The sequence below is a fragment of the Spirosoma aerophilum genome (assembly GCF_054782495.1).
Window position 1 is genome coordinate 1,842,510 of record NZ_BAAGSJ010000013.1, and the last position, 17,081, is coordinate 1,859,590.

General features: G+C 53.8%; 7 protein-coding genes. All 7 read left to right on the forward strand.

What is annotated here, in order from left to right; translation table 11 throughout:
• Positions 1 to 32: 32 nt before the first annotated feature.
• Positions 33 to 1,055 carry a family 43 glycosylhydrolase gene (locus ACYVK4_RS19025; protein ID WP_461129108.1) on the forward strand — a complete coding sequence of 341 codons (1,023 nt, stop codon included), beginning with the start codon at positions 33 to 35 and terminating at the stop codon, positions 1,053 to 1,055.
• 89 nt (positions 1,056 to 1,144) lie between these two features.
• Complete coding sequence (locus ACYVK4_RS19030; RefSeq protein WP_461129109.1) at positions 1,145 to 4,384, forward strand: SusC/RagA family TonB-linked outer membrane protein; 3,240 nt, start codon at positions 1,145 to 1,147, stop codon at positions 4,382 to 4,384.
• Between the two features lie 45 nt (positions 4,385 to 4,429).
• A complete protein-coding gene (locus ACYVK4_RS19035; RefSeq protein ID WP_461129110.1) occupies positions 4,430 to 5,875 on the forward strand; it encodes a RagB/SusD family nutrient uptake outer membrane protein in 1,446 nt (481 codons plus the stop codon).
• Between the two features lie 127 nt (positions 5,876 to 6,002).
• Entirely contained in the window at positions 6,003 to 7,208 is a 1,206-nt protein-coding gene (locus ACYVK4_RS19040; protein ID WP_461129111.1) for a glycoside hydrolase family 88 protein, read from the forward strand.
• 18 nt (positions 7,209 to 7,226) lie between these two features.
• The gene (locus tag ACYVK4_RS19045) at positions 7,227 to 9,185 is read left to right on the forward strand and encodes a heparinase II/III domain-containing protein (RefSeq protein ID WP_461129112.1); all 1,959 of its coding nucleotides are present in this window, start codon (positions 7,227 to 7,229) and stop codon (positions 9,183 to 9,185) included.
• A gap of 542 nt (positions 9,186 to 9,727) precedes the next feature.
• Positions 9,728 to 10,273, forward strand: a complete 546-nt coding sequence (locus ACYVK4_RS19050) for a GNAT family N-acetyltransferase (RefSeq protein ID WP_461129113.1) — start codon at positions 9,728 to 9,730, stop codon at positions 10,271 to 10,273.
• 59 nt (positions 10,274 to 10,332) lie between these two features.
• Entirely contained in the window at positions 10,333 to 17,064 is a 6,732-nt protein-coding gene (locus ACYVK4_RS19055) for a hybrid non-ribosomal peptide synthetase/type I polyketide synthase (RefSeq protein ID WP_461129114.1), read from the forward strand.
• The last annotated feature ends 17 nt before the right edge of the window (positions 17,065 to 17,081 follow it).

Sequence of the window (17,081 nt, forward strand, 5' to 3'; positions counted from 1 at the left end):
ATATCTGCATTATTCACAGATATAATTTACTCATGCCAAGACGAATCGAATCTCCACTCCATGCCGTAGTCGGTGTGCTGGTTAGTGTAGGGTTTCTGTTGACCGGGAGCGTTGCCCGGTTGCAAATGTCGGACAACCCGCATGCTAGTCGGCAAATGATGTACCGGGATACGTCTCGCCTGGGTCGTCCGTTTGCTAAAGACCCGCACGTTATTGCGTTTAAGGGCCGCTACCTCATGTATTATTCGATTCCTGCCGGTCCGTCGAATGCAGGCTGGGGAATCGGTATTGCCGAAAGTAAAGACCTCATCGACTGGCAGCGGGTGGGTGAGATAACACCCGACCCCACCGCAGCCTATGAAAAAAATGGGCTGTGTGCCCCCTGCGCCATTGTGCGGGATGGGTCGGTACACCTCTTTTACCAGACTTACGGCAACCGGGAGAAAGACGCGATCTGCCACGCGGTATCGCCCGATGGCATTGCCTTCACGCGGGATGTGACAAACCCGATTTTCCGGCCTACAGGTGCCTGGACTTGCGGGCGGGCGATTGATGCCGAAGTGGTTCAGTACAAAAATCGGTACCTTCTCTTCTTTGCCACCCGAAACCCAGCCTACACAACCCAGATGCAGGGCGTAGCAGCCGCTCCCCTCACCACTACCTTCGAGCGCAACGACTGGAAACTCCTGGCCGACTCATCCATTTTGCAGCCAGTACTGCCCTGGGAAAAGAAATGCGTGGAAGGGGCCTCCTGCCTGCCTATGGGTAAGTTGCTCTATATGTTTTACGCGGGCGGGTACAACAACGAACCACAGCAGATTGGGGTTGCGGTCAGTTCGGATGCTGTCAAATGGCAACGACAGAGTACAGAACCTCTGCTAAAAAATGGCGAACCGGGCACCTGGAACGCCAGCGAATCGGGCCATCCGCATGTCTTCAAAGACCTTCAAGGCCGGATCCACCTTTTTTTTCAGGGAAATAACGACAACGGTAAAACCTGGTACATCTCCCAACGGGAAGTCCATATGGCCCGGGGGAAGTGGGTACTCGACTAAGTAACTGACTATTTCTGTGGTGAACAGACCTGACCCCACTCCAAAGCAATTACCCAACTTTTAATTGATCACTTCTAAACCAGTACAGTATGAATCAACATGTACACAACGGTCATCGGCTGGCCGTTCTCCTGCTTTTTCTGGCCTGCATAGCGTTGCCGCTATCCGCCCAGCAACTGGCTTCGGCGCGTTTGCCACTCCGGTCGGCATCCGTTCTTGAGCCAAACTCAACGAAACTGGCGATCCTTACAGGGCCAACCGTAGCCCAACAGGTTACGGGCCGCGTAACCGACGAAGCGGGCGCGGGTCTGCCGGGGGCCAACGTAGCTGTGAAAGGAACCACCACCGGAACCGCTACGGACGAAAAAGGCCAGTATCGAATCAGTGTCCCGACAACTGATGCCGTGCTTGTTTTCAGCTCCGTTGGCTACCAAAAGCAGGAAGTTAAGGTTGGCAATCAGACCACGATAGACATTCAGATGAAGGTTGATAACCAAAGCCTCAGCGAGGTCGTCGTGATCGGTTATGGCGAACAGTCACGAAAAACGCTGTCGACGGCTATTGCCAAAGTAGAAGGAAAGAGCATTGGTATTCAACCCGTTAGTACACCGGGTGAAGCCTTGGCGGCTCTGGCTGCGGGCGTCCAGGTTCAATCGGATCGGGGCAGCACGCCGGGCGCCCCGCCTACAATCCGCATCCGGGGCGTTGGCTCCCTCAGCACGGGAAGTACTCCGCTGTATGTGGTGGATGGCTATCCGTTGCAGGACCCGGCCCAGTTTGCGCTCATTAACCCAACCGACATTGAGTCAATGGAAATCCTGAAGGATGCCGCTTCGGCCGCTATCTACGGATCACGAGCGGCTAACGGCGTGGTGATCGTGACGACGAAACGCGGCAAAGCCGGTAAAACAACCTTCAATGTTTCGGTGTATACCGGTGTTCAACAACTGGCCAAAAAAATCCAGCTCCTGAACCGCGATCAGTACATTGAAAATGCTATATACTCGTCTAAGCTCAAGAACGTCCCTTACCCCCGCGTCTTCGAGACCAAGCCCGACAGCCTTCCAAACACCGACTGGCAGGATGCTATTTTCCGGCAGGCGATGATCAGTAACTATCAAATTTCGGCCACGGGTGGTACAGACAAGGTGCGGTTTGCCGTATCGGGCGGCTATTTCAAGCAAGATGGTATTTTAAAAGGCTCCTCCTACGAACGGTACAACCTGCGGTTTAACCTCGATGCCGATTTGAGTCCAAAGCTTAAAATGGGTATGTCACTGGCACCCTCCTACAGCAGTCAGTTCCAGCAACAGGCCGCCGGTCAGTTTAACGGCTCGAACGGCACCGAAACGAGTGGAACCCGGGGGTTGCCGAGTGCTATCATTTCGGCAATCGATATGCCGCCAACGCTGCCAATCTACACCCCCAATGGCGATTACGCCCAGTCCTTCAACGGGAATACCAATCCTAACGGCACCAATTTTTACCAGACCAACCTCTACAACCCACTGGCGGTGCTGGAACTCAGCAAGAACAACCTGAAAGGATACCGGCTGTTTGGCAATGGATTTCTGGAATGGCAACCCATCGCCAACCTGCGGCTTAAAACCACGCTCGGTTCTACGCTGAGCATCTTCGACCAATCGGCATACATTCCGGCCAATCTGGCGAACGAGTCCGCTCCCCGCGCCAACTCAACGAACCCGGTGCTGGGGCAGATCTTTGCCCGCGAAGCCCAAACGGTGACGCTCGACTGGCTTTGGGAAAATACCGCTACTTACAATAAAACATTTGGCAATCACAACATCTCGCTGCTGGGTCTGTACTCCCTGCAAAAGCTACAGGCAAAAAATACGGCAACCTCGGGCCGGTCGGGCAGTTACACGACGAGTCTGCTGGATAATCCGCTGGCCTCTCCCGACCGCATTGGTGAGCTGAACTATGATCAGAATGCCTTCCTGTCGATGGGTGGACGGATCACCTACGACTTCAAGAGTAAATACATTTTCTCGGCGGCTATTCGCCGGGATGCATCGTCGCGCTTTGGACCGAACAACCGCTTTGCGTCGTTCCCGTCGGTGTCGGGTGCGTGGCGAATCAGCGAAGAAAAATTCTGGTCGGGCCTGAAGAACACGGTCAGTGAATTCAAGCTCCGGGCCAGTTACGGCGAAACGGGCAATGCCAACATCGGTAGTTTCAACTGGACCAACAGCGTACAGGGACGAAATTACAGTTTCAATCAGGCTCGTACGTTCGGGTACGCACAAAATGGATTTGCCAACTACGACCTGACCTGGGAGAAAAACACCCAGACCGACCTCGGTCTGGAAATGGGCTTCCTGAACGACCGGTTTACACTGGGTATCGACTATTACAACCGGTTGACCACCGGTATGCTATTTCAGAAGGACCTGCCGGGCATCGTGGGGTACGCCACCAACTTCCGCACCAACATTGGCAGTCTGCGCAACCGGGGGCTTGAACTGACGGCACGGGCTAATATCAACGTAGGCGCTGTTCGCTGGACCATCGACGGTAATATTTCGGGCAACCGGAGCAAGGTTATGGATCTGGGCGGGCCAACATCGCTGCCGCCCGTTGCCGCCATTTTTGGCTGGAATAACGTCTATCAGGTCCGGACAGGCGAACAATTGGGCAACATGTACGGATTTGAAGTGCTGGGCATCTTTAAAAACGCGGACGATCTGAGCAAGTATCCACAGTTTGCGTCGGGGGATAAAGTGGGCAACTGGATCATCAAAGATCAGAACGGCGATAATAAAGTTGACGAGAACGACCGGGTGTATCTGGGCAAAGGCGTTCCGAGCTATATATGGGGCATGACCCACTCCTTCCAGTACAAAAACTTCGACCTCAGTCTGATTTTACAGGGCGTTCAGGGTGTAAACGTCGTGAACGGAAACCTTCGGCATATCTGGGCCAACCAGGTATTCAACACCATTCCGCTTTACTTCCGTAATCAATTCGATCCGGCCAATCCCACCCGGGAGACCGACTTCCCGGCGGCTGGAGCGGGGGGCATTCACCCCGGCAACAACCTGACTAACCGACTGCTTTTCGACGGTTCATTTGTTCGTATCCGGAACCTCACGCTGGGCTATTCCGTCCCAGCCGTTTTGCTGAACAAAATCAAGCTTCAGTCGGCCCGCATCTACGTGACGGGGCAGAATCTGTTCACCTTTACCAGCTACCCCTGGTATAACCCGGAAACCAATACGGTTCCCGATTCGCCCGTGCAGATTGGCGTCGATCAGGGCACATATCCGCTGGCCCGTACCTACACCCTTGGCCTCAATATCGGATTCTAACCCACACACAACTCATCTTTTATCGTCGTTAATTACGAAAAACGTATGAAATCGTACACAAAATCAATAAAGTTACTGGTACTCAGCGGTCTTATCTGCCTGTCGAGTGGCTGTGGAGAGAAATTCGTTGACCTGATTCCGCAGGACGTCATTCCGGTCGGGAGTTTTTACAAAAGTGAAGCCGATATTCGGGCGGCTCTGACGGGTGCCTACGGGAACCTGCGGGGTATTTATAATTCCTATTTCCTCTATACCGAAGTGCCGTCAGATAACACCCGGACCTTCGGGGAGAACGAAGTTGGGCAGGGCGAGCTGGACAAGTTCACCTACCTGCCCTCCAGCACCAACATGTCGGGAGCCTGGAACGACGCCTATCGGACCATATCCAACTGCAACGTGATCCTGGACAAGATCAGCCCGGTTTCGTTTGCCAGTACGACCACGAAGGATCAGTATGCGGGGGAAGCTAAATTCCTGCGGGCGCTGATGTATTTCAATTTGGTTCGCTATTTCGGCGATGTGCCGCTGGTGCTGAAGGAAATAACGACGGAGGCTGATGCATACAGTTTCACCCGCAGTCCGGTTGCTACGGTGTATGCGCAGATTGAAAAAGACCTGCTGGAAGCCGAAAAAGTGCTGCCCGCCAAATATACGGGAGCCAACATTGGCCGGGCTACGAGCGGAGCCGCCAAATCACTGCTGGGAAAAGCGTATCTGCAACAGAAGAAATGGCCCGAAGCCGAAGCGAAACTAGCCGAGGTGATTGCCTCCGGCACTTACCGGATTCTGCCGAACATTACGGATGTGTTTGGCGTGGGCCGCGACAACAACGACGAGATCGTGTTTGCGGTGCAGTACGTGAGCGGTGGGTTTGGCGAAGGCAATTCCTACTCGGCCAACTTTGCTCCCCAGCCATCCGGCACCACGATTATCGGCGTAACGGGCAACAGTTTTAACACGGGCACGCAGGATTTATTCGATGCTTATGAAAAGGGTGATGTGCGCCGGGATGCCTACATGGGCATTTACGGCACCCCCCCGAACGTGTATTACTGGGCAAAAAAATTCATTTACTACGTAACGCTCCAGAACGAGGGTGAAAACGACTGGCCGGTACTGCGCTACGCGGATGTACTCCTGATGTATGCCGAAGCGGCCAATAACAACGGCAAAACCGACCTCGCGCTCACGCAGGTGAACACCATCCGCAAACGCGCCGGACTGGCCGAAAAAACGGGCTTGTCCAGAACGGACACCCAACTGGCCATCGAGCAGGAACGGCGGGTTGAGCTGGCCTTCGAAGGGCACCGCTGGTACGACCTCATTCGGTGGGACAAAGAAGTAGCGACCATGCTGGCGTTCAAAGCCAAGTATACGTCTAATGACCCCGCCAATGCCAACATGAGCCCCTCGGCTACCAAAAGACTGTATCCGATCCCCTTCCGGGAGAGAACCCTCAACCCAAGCCTTACGCAAAATCCAGGGTACTGAGTTCTAGAGATCTGAATTTTAGGCCGGGCACCTCACAAACGCCGTTGTGAGGTGCCCGGCCTAAAATTCAGTTGGTCAAACGAACTGCACGCCTACCCCATGTCTGACTGCTTTTGCTTTTACACATATGAAATACATTGGTTCCATTGCCCTTTTTTTAGTGTTAACCCGACTGGCAATGGCCCAGTCGTCAGCCAGTCAACCCCCGATTGATGTAAAGAAAGCCTTTGCGCTTGCGGCCCGGCAATATGAGGGAATGTTACGGACGCACCCTGACACGACCCAGTTTCCGCAGGGTACCAAGCCCGATGGAAGCCCCTATAACAAAACGTCCGAGTGGTGGTGCAGCGGCTTTTTCGGTGGCTCCCTTTGGTACCTCTACGAGCATACCCGCGATCCCCGGTGGAAGGAAGCCGCCCATAAATGGACAATGGCTGTGGCCAAAGAGCAGACCAATACCCGCACGCATGATTTGGGATTCATGCTTTACTGTCCCTTCGGCAATGGCTATCGGCTGACAAAAAATCCAACATACCGATCCATTATGCTAACCGGAGCCAACTCACTGGCTACCCGGTTTCGGCCCGATTACGGCGTAATCAAATCCTGGGAGGGCTTTAAACCAAAAACGGGCGAGTCATTCGATTATCCGGTTATTGTCGACAACATGATGAACCTGGAGTTTCTGTTCTGGGCCGCGCGTGAATCGGGCAATAAACGGCTTCGGGACATTTGCCTCATTCATGCCGATAACACCATCAAAAACCATTTTCGGCCCGACGCCAGCAGCTACCACGTAGTCTGCTACGGCGACGGCGGTAAGGTATTGGCCAAACGCACCTGGCAAGGGTACTCCGACGAGTCGGCCTGGGCGCGGGGGCAGGCCTGGGCTTTGTATGCTTTTACAACCATGTACCGGGAAACGAAAGACAAAAAATACCTGAAACAGGCGCAGCGGATCGCTGACTTTTACCTAAACCACCCAAACCTGCCCGCCGACAAGATACCTTACTGGGATTTTGATGCACCGGGTATTCCCAACGAAGAGCGCGATGCCTCGGCGGGAGCGGTTACGGCCTCGGCTTTGCTGGAGCTGAGCACCTACGGCGGGACATCTGCAAAAACATATTACCAGTCGGCGGTGCAGATGCTGAAAAGTTTGTCCAGCCCGGCCTATCAGGCAGCACCAGGCACGAATAACTTTTTCATTCTGAAGCACAGCGTGGGAGCCAAACCGCTGAAAAGCGAGATTGACGTACCCATCGTTTACGCCGATTATTATTACCTGGAAGCCCTGCTACGCTACGACGCATTGAGAAAAAAGCGAAGCTGAGCCCTTACGATCAAGCCCATGAAATACGCCGTTTTCGTTCTTTTGTTCAGTGTGGGTACGTTCTGTACCGGCCAAATCACCCCGCGCAATATGTTTGGTAAGACGTACTCGCTGGAGATCGTGCGAACTGCACTTGTAACTCGTAATCAGTGGGTGCCCTACCCCAAAACGCCCTCGGCCTGGCAAGTCGTCCTTCCCGATTCGGTCCGTCGCCAACTGGTGCACGCGGGTGAACTTGTCCTCGACAAACCATTTGCTGCGATTCCGGCTACGACAGTCCTTGAGTACACCCGGACCGGCAACCGCTCGAACTACGAACGACTGTCGTTCAGCAAGCGAAATCAGTTGATGGCGTTGGTTTTGGCTGAGTCTGTTGAAGGTAAAGGGCGTTTTCTGGATGCCATCGTAAACGGTGTCTGGTCCATTTGCGAAGAACCGTATTGGGGCTCGACCGCCCATTTGAGCTACCAGCAAGCGGGCATCGGTCTGCCTGACGTGAACGACCGCACCGTTGACCTTTTTGGGTCCGAAACGGCCGCCGTGCTGGCACTGACCGATTATTTTGCAGGTGATCAGTTAGCCAAGATCTCCCCACTGATTCGGCCCCGAATCTACGATGAGACCAACAAGCGGCTGTCAGTACCGTTGCTGACCAACCCCGACCGCTACGGTTATCTCAAAAAAGGAGCAAAAGTCAACAATTGGAACCCCTGGATCATGTCGAACTGGCTGCTGACAAGCCTGCTACTGGAACCCGACAACGCCCGTCGTAGTCTGATCACGCACACCGCAATGGGGCACCTGGACACCTACCTCAACGGTCTGGGCGACGATGGGGGTTGCGACGAAGGCCCACTGTATTGGTTTCTGGCTGGGGGTTGCGTATTCGACGCGCTCGAACTATTGCATAGCGCAACGGCAGGCAAGATTGATCTATACAGCCGTCCGCTAATTCGCAACATGGCTTCGTACATCTACAAAATGCACATCGACAGCAGCTATTTTGTTGGATTTGCCGATGCTCTGCCCACCTTGCAGCCTGACGGACCGATGCTGTATCGGTTTGGCAAACGCATTCAGGACGATACCCTAACGAATTTTGGCCGTTGGTCATACAGTAATTTTGGCGTTTCGTCGCTGCCCTCGCCGGCAGGTAAATTCCGGCAGGAGTTCAACCGGCATCGTCAGCTAAACAACCTGCTCACCATCCGGGACCTCGGCCCACCTGACAAAAAACCGTTTCTGAATGTGCCGATCGTTTGGTTTCCGGATGTGCAGGTGATGACCGCCCGATCCCCGAAAGGGTTGTTTCTGGCAACGCATGGCGGGCACAACGCCGAAAGCCACAACCATAATGATGTAGGCGATTTTGTGGTGTATGCCGACGGCCAGCCGGTCATCATCGACGTTGGACGCGGGGCATATACAGGCAAAACGTTTTCAGCAGAGCGGTATAGCCTGTGGTTCAACACCTCGCCTTTTCATAATGTACCGCTTGTAAACGGCATTGGGCAGCAGGAAGGGCGAGCGTTTGAAGCCCGGTCGGTCAGTCAGAAAACGGCAAAGCAAACGGCTACCCTGACAATGGACCTCGTCAACGCCTACCCGGCCCAGGCGGGGATTCAACGCTGGAATCGGTCGGTAACGCTGAATCGAAAAAAGGAAACCATCACCATTGCCGACGATTATGCGCTGTCACCCGCGCCAAAATCGGTTCAGCAAGTGTTTATGACCACCTGCACGGTTGACGCTAACACACCGGGCAAACTCATCTTTCAAACGAGCAAAGGGCGGGTTGCCCTGAACTACGACGCGGCCCTGTGGCAGGCATCGGTCGAGACCGTACCACTAACCACTCCCGAAGACGCACCCATGACGGACTACTGGGGTGGGCATCCCGTCCGGCGCATCGTACTGGCCCAACCCAAACCCGCGGCCACCGGGCATCCTGTATTTACGATTTCCAAATTATACTAAACGAAAACATCCGGCTCCGCAACCGATTTAGAAACACCCACCGAAGCTGAATGGAATAGACTTTTTTAGGTTGGTTTTAGAAAGGCTGGCTGAAGACTCGGCCAGCCTTTTTTGTGCTTATAACGAATGAAAATTATCCAGAAAAAACTGAAGCATAAGCATTGAAAAATTTAGTCAGCCCTGCGATAAACGGCCGGACATCCTTGAAAAACAACGGTATGAGATCGTGCCGGGCCAGTAGGCACTGTTGCGGGAGCAGATAACCATCAAGGAGTATTGGTGTGGTAAAAAATACACCCTGATCTTGCATCACCTCAGTAAGCACCAATCTTTCAGTGCTTGCTGAGGTGATTTTTTATATCACTTTTCTAAAAATTAGCTCACCAAATTCATGAACAGGTGACAGCCAGACGGTAATTCAGTCAAAATAGCATCTGATTTATTTACGGTATCGCTAATCCATGCCTTAGTCGCTTTACCACCAATATCAGCATTGCTTAATCCAGACCTACCATACGCATAAAGATTACCGGTACTCAAATATGATGATTGAATGTGGCCCCTGCCAGGTGCGGTCATGGCAGTATGGCGACGAGAAAAACCTCCATTTTCACGCCAACAACAAAGCCATCTGGCAAAATCTGCGCGACAGTTTCCCGCATCCTTACACCCAAATTGACGCCCAGCGATGGATTCAATACGTAGTTGACCCGGAACAGGAAACCAACTTTGCCATCGTTGTGAACGGAGAAGCGGTCGGCAATATTGGCCTGCGAATGGGTAACGACATAGACCGCTTTTCTGCCGAAATCTGGTATTGGCTGGGCGAGGGTTACTGGGGTAAGGGCATTGTTACGGCTTCACTCCGGGCCCTAATGAATTATGCATTTACCGAATTTGACCTGACACGCCTATATGCCATGCCATTTGCTCATAACGCCGGGTCGGTTGCCGTACTCGAAAAAGTGGGCTTCCAGCGGGAAGGCATCCTGCGATGGAGCGCCGTGAAAGAAGGTGTTCTTCTGGACAAGGTGCTATACTTGTACCTGTCTAGTGACTGGCTAACGGCCAGCAACCCGCTACCCTGACGTTCGTTAGGACTTACCTGTTTTCAGACACCGGGCTTTTACCCGAAACGACCCACGGAATGAACAGTAACCCCATTTTACCCATAAGCAATTCACAGACAACGAACTTACCGGCCGGATACCCGACCAACAAATCGATTGTCGATCTACTGGTTGAGCAGGCGAATGAAACTCCCGATCAGATAGCGGTGGTCTACATGGATCAACAGCTAACCTACCGGGAATTAAACGACCAGTCCAATCAGCTGGCTCATCATCTACAGCGCTGTGGTGTAAAAGAGGACGTACTCGTTCCCGTATGCCTCCATCGGTCTGTGGCGATGATTATCAGTCTGGTGGGCATTTTGAAAGCCGGGGGAGCCTACGTCCCGATTGATCCCGATTATCCGCAAGACCGTATCGCGTATATCCTTGCCGACGTAAACAGTCAGGTTATTGTGGCCGATGCCCTTTCGCAGACCAAACTCAAAGAAGCTCCAACCGGGGCAACGCTGGTTTGTATGGACAACGACTGGCCAGCCATCAGCCTTGAGTCGAAGGAAGCTGTTCCAACTGAGCTGACTCCTCAGAATCTGGCCTACGTCATTTACACATCGGGTTCAACGGGCCGCCCCAAAGGGGTGATGATCGAACACCGAAACGTGGTCCAGCTCTTCAAAATGGAGACACCTCTCTTCAACTTTGGTGTTCAGGATGTCTGGACGCTGTTTCACTCATTTTGCTTCGATTTTTCGGTCTGGGAGATTTTCGGGGCACTTCTTTTTGGCGGACGTCTGGTAATCGTGCCCAAAGCCACCGCAAAAGATACCGCTTTGTTGAGTGCGCTGTTAATACGGCAACAGGTGACAGTGCTCAACCAGACACCATCGGCCTTTTACGCCCTACAGGAAGAGATCGTTGGCAACGCTGACTTACTCGCGATCCGATACGTGATCTTCGGGGGCGAAGCCCTGAACCCGGCCAACGTAATGCCCTGGAAACAGGCCTCTCCCAACTGCCAGATGATCAATATGTACGGCATCACCGAAACAACGGTGCATGTTACGTTCCAGGCCCTTGAGAAAGAGCAGCTGACCAGTGCCAGTAGCCTGATCGGTAAACCCATCCCGACGCTAACGACCTATATCCTGAATTCCGATCAGCACGAGGTGGGTGCTGGCGAAGTCGGCGAGTTATACGTGGGTGGTGCCGGACTGGCAAGGGGGTATCTGAATCAGCCCGAATTAACGGCCAGTCGATTTATCAGGCACCCTTTCAGCAACGAACCCGACGCCCGGCTGTATAGAAGCGGTGACCTGGCCCAGGTATTACCCGATGGCAATCTGGTTTATTTGGGCCGGATCGACGATCAGGTTAAAATTCGCGGCTACCGCATCGAACTGGGTGAAATTGAGCACGCCTTACAGCAGTATCCCGGCGTTAAACAGGCGGTAGTGCTGGCCCGGGAGGTAATCGATGGCGATAAACGACTGGTTGGATACGTGGTTATGGACACCGATTCGTTTGTCCGCCATGAGCTGATCAGCTTCCTGCAAACACGCTTACCCGACTACATGGTACCCGCGCAGCTGGTCCCCATCGATGCCATCCCTTTAACCAGCAATGGTAAAGTCGACCGGAAAGCGCTGCCGGTTCCGGAGCTGTCCGAACTTGTATCAACCCCCTACAGTGCCCCGACTAATCCGACGGAAGAAAAACTCAATGCCATCTGGAAACAGGTGCTGCAGCTGAACCGCGTAGGCCGTCAGGATAATTTTTTCGAACTGGGGGGCAATTCACTACTGGCGGTAAAAACCATTGCTACGCTCAAACAGGTCTACCAGTACGACTTGCCCGTCACCAAGCTGTATCAGTTTCCAACCATCAGCGCTTTGGCGGGCTACCTCGATGGGCAAAAGAAGCAGGCTAATCAACCGCAGAAAAAGAACCGATCAACCATCAGCGAGACATCGGGTGACATTGCCGTTATCGGGATGGCGGGCCGATTTCCGGGGGCCGACTCCGTAGAGGAGCTGTGGTCGATACTAAAGCAAGGCCGGGAAACTATCCGCTTTTTTAGCGAGCAGGAACTGGACAAGACCTTGCCAACGGCGCTTACTACGGATTCCGCTTACGTAAAAGCCAGAGGCATTCTCAATGGGGCCGACCAGTTCGACGCCGACTTCTTTGGACTAAACCCCAGGCTGGCTGAGGTGATGGACCCGCAGCAGCGCATATTCATGGAAATCGCGTGGGAAGTACTGGAAAAATCCGGCTATTCACCCCAAAACTATGCGGGCGATATAGGCGTTTGGGCCGGTTGCGGCAACAACACCTATTACCTGAACAATGTCCTGCGAAACGAGCAGGTAGTCAGTCAAATTGGCAGCTTTCAGGCCATGACAGTCAATGAAAAGGACTTCATAGCTTCTCGAACAGCCTACCAGTTAAACCTGAAAGGGCCAGCGGTCAGTGTCTTTTCCGCCTGTTCGTCGTCTCTACTGGCCATCACACAGGCAGTTGATAGCATCCGTCTTCAAAAATGTGAGCTAGCCATTGCCGGAGGAGCCAGCATAACGGCCCCCATAAACAGCGGACATTTGTATGAAGAAGGTGCCATGCTCAGTCGGGATGGGCATTGCCGCCCCTTCGATGCAAATGCCGGAGGAACCGTTTTTAGTGATGGAGCCGGAGTCGTTCTCATTAAATCGCTGGCCGCTGCGAAACGGGATGGCGACACTATTTTTGCGGTCATCAAAGGCGTTGGCGTCAACAACGACGGAGGTGGAAAGGGAAGTTTTACCGCGCCCAATGCCGAAGGGCAGGCGGGTGCTATCCAGATGGCCCTGGATGATGCCCGGATCGACCCCTCAACCCTTAGTTACATTGAAGCGCACGGCACGGCCACCCCATTGGGTGATCCCATTGAGATCGACGGCCTAAACATAGCCTTTGGACCGGAAGCCCGGAAGCAGTTTTGCGCCATCGGCTCCATTAAAAGTAACCTGGGCCACCTGACAGCGGCTGCCGGAGTTGCGGGTTTTATAAAAACTACGCTGGCATTACACCATCGGCAGCTCCCTCCTTCCCTGGGGTTCGAGACGCCCAATCCGGTCATCAATTTTACTGACAGTCCGTTTTTCGTCAATACCGCACTGACCGAGTGGCACTCTCCCACTCCACGCCGGGCGGGTGTCAGCTCCTTCGGTGTGGGTGGAACCAATGTTCACGTGGTGGTGGAGGAGTATGCTCATAAACTACCGGTAAGCGCTGATGAACCAGACGTTACCCGCCCGCTGCAACTCGTTACCTGGTCGGCAAAGTCAACGCCGAGTCTGCATGCGTTTGCCACTCGTTTAGCGGATACATTACAGCAGAAAACAGATCTGAAACTGGCTGACCTTGCGTTTACGCTGCAAACAAAGCGGGTACCCTTTGCACATCGCCGGTTTATAGTCTCTGCTACAGCGAAGGAGTTTGTCGATCAGCTCCAGACAAAGACGACTCCCCTCCAGTCTCTTACACCCAATCCGGATAATCATTCTCCGGAACCACCCGCCGAAACGGTGTTTGTTTTTCCGGGTCAGGGATCACAGTACCTGAATATGGGGCGAGAGCTCTATGAAAATGAGCCGGTCTACCGGCAGGCCGTCGATGCCTGCGCTGAACTCCTGCTTGATCAGTTGGATACCGACATTCGACTGGTTTTATACCCCGAACCGACAGACTCATCGGCTAAAGAACGCCTGAAAAATACCCGCTACACGCAACCTGCCCTGTTCGTTACTGAATATGCGCTGGCAACACTCTGGATAAGTTGGGGCATTCAACCAACGTTATTCTGCGGCCATAGCATTGGTGAGTTTGTGGCGGCACACCTAGCGGGTGTCTTCTCATTGGCCGATGCCCTCATGCTGATTGCCGCACGCGGTCGGTTAATCAGTGGGCTGCCCCGAGGCAGCATGCTATCCATCCGGGCCGATATCGCCGACATTCAGAAACTCCTCCCACAAACACTGTCGATTGCCGCTATCAACAGCCGCAGTCAATGCGTGGTAGCGGGAGCCGACGAGGACATAGCCGCTATTTCCCAACTACTCGATAGCCAGGAAATTCCGAACCGGGTTTTGGAAACCAGTCATGCGTTTCATTCAGCCATGATGGACCCCATTCTCCATCCGTTTAAGGCAATGGTTGAGCAGGTGTCCTTACAGCGCCCCCGAAAACCAATTGTATCGACGGTCAGCGGCACGTGGCTGACCGATGCCCAGGCGACCGACCCTCAATACTGGACCAACCACATGCGACTGCCCGTTCGATTTGCCGATGCGCTGACCACGCTGTCCGATCTTTCATCACCACTGCTATTGGAAGTTGGTCCCGGTCAGGTAACGACCGCGCTGGCTCGTCAGCAAATGGCTCCCCGGTCGATCGATGCGGTGGCCAGTCTGCCGTCAAACACCAGCCATCAGTCCGATTACCGATCCATGCTGACTGCGTTGGGCGAACTCTGGATGAAGGGGCTGGAACCCGACTGGACGGCTTTTTACGGGGGCCAATACCGGCGGGTTGTTGATCTGCCAACGTACGCCTTTAACCGGAAACGCTGTTGGGTCGACCCTTTGCCAGTTGCTTCCAAAAATCAAGCTACTCCTCCCGACCATCATTTGCCCGTTGAACCAACTGTTGAACGACACACCAAGACAACTCCCATGCGACAACATCATTTACGCGACATCATCAATACACTGCTCAAGGACACCCTGGGAATCGACGCCACAACGGCATCTTCAGGGAGTAGCTTTCTTGAACTGGGCCTCGACTCACTGGCGCTCACCCAGTTATCGTTTTTATTTCGCAAAGAATTTAGTTTACCCATTTCGTTCCGGCAGTTAAACAGCGAATACAGCACACTTGAGCGATTGATCGCGTATCTCGATGCGTCCTTACCTGCCGATGCCTATCAGCCTGCCGTACCCGCCACTCAACCCCAACCCGCTGCTACTGCTTCTGCCCAGCAACCCACGACGCCCCAACCAACGCTACTTCCTGATACTGTAGGTGTTGTGGGTGATAAAGATGCCGTGGTGCAATTGTTTGCCCAGCAACTGCAATTGATGGCCCAACAACTGCGTATGTTGCAGGGGGGAGCACCAATAGAGTTGCCAGTCCAGCCCCCTCAAACGAGCACCCTGTCCGAAACGGCAGCCGTCGCCCGCCCGGCAGTCGCCGAAAAGACCCTGCCCAACACCACCGACGTTAAGAAACCATTTGGTGCAGGTGCCCGGATCGAGCGGCAGAGTGCCACGTTGACCAGCACGCAAAAAAGCTTTTTGCATGAGTTCATCGACCGATACACGACCAAAACAGCCGCCAGTAAAGCCTTTGCCCAGGAAAACCGGCGGCACATGGCCGACCCGAGGGTGGTTACGGGTTTCAAGCCCTATACCAAAGAGTTGACCTACCCCCTCGTCGTGGATAAGTCCGCCGGGAGTCGCTTGTGGGACATCGACGGTAATGAGTACATCGACGCTTTGAATGGATTTGGCTCTTCCATGCTCGGCTACCAGCCCGACATATTAAAAAAAGTACTTCACGAACAGATTGAAAAAGGATACGAAATTGGCCCCCAGCACAAACTGGCCGGTGAGGTGAGCCGACTCGTTTGTGACTTCACGGGTTTCGACCGGGCTGCCCTGTGCAATACGGGCTCCGAAGCTGTGATGGGAGCCCTGCGGATTGCCCGCACCGTAACAGGCCGTTCGCTCGTCGTTGTGTTCTCGGGTTCGTACCATGGCACATTTGACGAAGTGCTGGTCAGGGGTTCGGCGGCTTTAACATCATACCCGGCGGCTTCCGGTATCATGCCCGGTTCGGTGCAGAACGTTCTGGTTCTCGATTACGGTACCGACGAGAGTCTGCAGATCATTAAAGAACGGGCGCAGGAATTAGCTGCCGTCCTGGTGGAGCCGGTGCAAAGCCGTCGGCCCGAATTTCAACCGGTTAGCTTCCTCAAACAAGTTCGCGCGATCACAGAGGTCTCCGGAACCGCGCTGATTTTCGATGAGGTCATTACGGGCTTCCGGATGCACCCCGGTGGCGCCCAGGCCCTTTTTGGTATCAAAGCGGATCTGGCTGCTTATGGAAAAGTAATTGGGGGCGGGTTGCCCATTGGTGTTATTGCCGGCAAAGCCGGGTATATGGATGCGCTGGACGGTGGTTTCTGGAAGTACGGCGACGCATCGTACCCCGAAGCCGACATTACTTTTTTTGCCGGTACGTTCGTTAGACATCCGCTGGCGCTGGCGGCTGCCAAAGCCTCCCTGCACTACATGAAAGAGCAAGGCCCCGGTTTACAGAAAGGCTTAACGGCTAAAGCAGCCCGGCTAGCCACCCAGATGAACGACCTGATCGACAGCCAGGAGATTCCTCTGTTTGTCGCTCAATTCGGTTCGCTCTGGAAAATCAAATTCCTGGAGGAGATTCCTTACGGTGAGCTGGTATTTACGCTGATGCGGGAACGAGGCATTCACATCTGGGATGGTTTCCCCTGTTTCATCACCGAAGCGCACACCGAAGACGACATAAGCCAGATCGTCACGGCTTTCTCGGAAAGTCTGGCGGACATGGCCGAGGCTGGGTTTATGACCGCAAAGAAGCCAGAAGTATCCAGTACTGCTGCTCTGCAGGTCAATCTGAATCACCCACCCATGCCCGGCGCCCGATTGGGTCGGGATGAGATGGGGAATCCCGCCTGGTTCATTGCCGACCCCGACCGGCCGGGCAAATATCTGCAGTTGGTGTACAACTGACGATAAACCATTTTAGG